General features: G+C 45.0%; 1 protein-coding gene. It reads right to left on the bottom strand.

Going from position 1 to position 2,582, the window contains the following annotated elements:
- Positions 1–2,582, bottom strand: a 2,582-nt coding sequence (locus Q361_RS13375; protein WP_211290393.1) for a beta strand repeat-containing protein, incomplete at both ends; no start/stop codon positions are given.

Raw genomic sequence — 2,582 nt, 5'->3', positions numbered from 1 at the left:
TCTACAGTAGCAACTGTTGTATTTGATGAACTCCAATTTCCGCTTGTACCGGTCGTGGTAAATGTAGTCGTTTGACCTACACATATCGCTTGGTTGCCTGAAATTGTGCCTGCATTTGGTGCTGCAGTTACTGTTATGGTATACGTCGCTGTAGCATTAGCACATCCTCCTGTGCCTACTACGGTGTAGGTTACGGTTGCTGTTCCTGCTGTTTGTCCTGTTACTAAACCTGAAGTACTAATAGTAGCTACACTTGTTGGTGTAATACTCCATGTTCCGCCTGTACCTGTAGTGGTCAATTGCGTAGTTCCTGTTGAACAAATCGCATTGGTTCCACTTATCGTGCCTGCATTTGGTGCTGCAGTTACCGTTACCGTTCTTGTTGCAACGGCATCGGCACAACCTCCTGTTCCTTTTACAGTGTAAGAGATTGTCGCTGTTCCTGCTGTTTGTCCTGTGATAACACCTGTTGCGCTATCTACAGTAGCAACTGTTGTATTTGATGAACTCCATGTTCCTCCTGTATTGCCATTGCTTGTAAATGTAGTTGTTTGACCTACACATATCGCTTGCGTACCACTTAAAGTACCTGCATTTGGTGCTGCAGTTACCGTTACAGTATACGTCGCTGTAGCATTTGCACAACCACCTGTACCTACTACGGTGTAGGTTACTGTTGCTGTTCCTGCTGTTTGTCCTGTTACTAATCCTGAGGCACTAATAATAGCTACACTTGTTGGTGTAATACTCCATGTTCCGCCTGTACCTGTAGTGGTCAATTGCGTAGTTCCTGTTGAACAAATCGCATTGGTTCCACTTATCGTACCTGCATTTGGTGCTGCACTTACCGTTACCGTTCTCGTAGCGGTTGCATTCGCACATCCTCCTGTTCCTGGTACAGTATATGTAATAGTAGATGTTCCTGGTGTTAATCCATTGATTAAGCCTGTTGCTGAATCTACTGAAGCTACTCCTGTATTTGAACTTGTCCATGTACCGCCTGATACAGTAGAACTAAACGTAGTGGTTCCGCCTACACATATCGCTTGTGTACCACTTAAAGTACCTGCACTTGGTGCTGCGGTTACTGTTATAGTATAGGTAGCTGTTGCATTCGCACAACCGCCTGTTCCTACTACGGTGTAGGTTACTGTCGCTGTTCCTGCAGCTACACCGCTTACTAATCCTGTAGTAGCATTAATCGTAGCTACACTGGTTGGTGTAATGCTCCATGTTCCGCCTGTACCTGTAGTGGTCAATTGCGTAGTTCCTGTTGAACAAATCGCATTGGTTCCACTTATCGTACCTGCATTTGGTGCTGCACTTACCGTTACCGTTCTTGTAGCGGTTGCATTGGCACATCCTCCTGTTCCTGGTACAGTATATGTAATAGTAGCTGTTCCTGGTGTTAATCCATTGATTAAGCCTGTTGCTGAATCTACTGAAGCTACTCCTGTATTTGAACTTGTCCATGTACCGCCTGATACAGTAGAACTAAACGTAGTAGTTCCACCTACACATATCGCTTGTGTACCACTTAAAGTACCTGCACTTGGTGCTGCACTTACCGTTACCGTTCTTGTTGAAGATGCTGCTGGACATGTGCCTGCTGCTGGTACGGTATAGCTTATTGTAGCAGTACCTGCCGCTACTCCTGTTACTACTCCTGCATTGTCTACAGTGGCAACAGCTGTATCGGATGAACTCCATGTACCGCCTGTACCTGTAGTAGTAAATGCTGTTGTGTTACCTACACATACCGTTTGAGTACCACTAATCGTTCCTGCATTTGGTGCTGCACTTACTGTTACAGTTCTCGTAGCAGTAACATTTGAACACGGTGCTGTTCCTGTTACGGTATATGTAATGGTAGCCGTTCCTACAGCTAATCCTGTAATTACTCCTGTACTAGCATCTACTGAAGCTATTCCTGAATTTGAAGAGGTCCATACGCCTCCTGTATTTCCATTGCTCGTAAATGTAGTGGTTCCGCCTACACATATCGTTTGGCTTCCACTTAAAGTTCCTGCATTTGGTGCTTGTGTGAGTGTTAGCGTTACTGCTGTACGTGTATTGCTTACACATGTACCGTTGTGGCCTTCTGCGTAATACGTTACTGTACCTGCTACACTCAATGTTGGTGAACTTACTACATTACCGCCTGTAGCAGCATCATACCATACTACGGTTTGACCTGATGGTACACTCGCTGTTGCTGTAACCGTTGCTGGTGTACATGCTGAGGCTGGATTCGTTGTATTGGTTGGTACACTTGCTCCTGTTAATGTAATCGTTGCATTGTTTGAGGCGTTTCCTTGAGCATCGTATCCATGATACGAAACTACCGTTGGTGCTACAACTGTTGCACTCGCTGGTGTAAAGATTACTTGTCCTGAATTATTTACAGCCCAAGTTCCTTCGCCTGATATACTAAAGCCTGTTACATCGCCTTGTGCGTCGGTTGTTACTCCTGTTGCACTGCCCGGAGCTACCAAACTTACTCTTGATGGTACTATAACATCGCCTGTGGTATCATTACTCAATACATTGATTGTTACCGCTGATGTACTCGCTGTATAACA

Origin of the sequence: Flavobacterium croceum DSM 17960 (genome assembly GCF_002917885.1) — a bacterium.
Taxonomy (GTDB): Bacteria; Bacteroidota; Bacteroidia; order Flavobacteriales; family Flavobacteriaceae; genus Flavobacterium; species Flavobacterium croceum.
The sequence above is the reverse complement of the archived record's forward strand: the minus strand, read 5'-3'. Positions and strand labels throughout refer to the sequence as shown.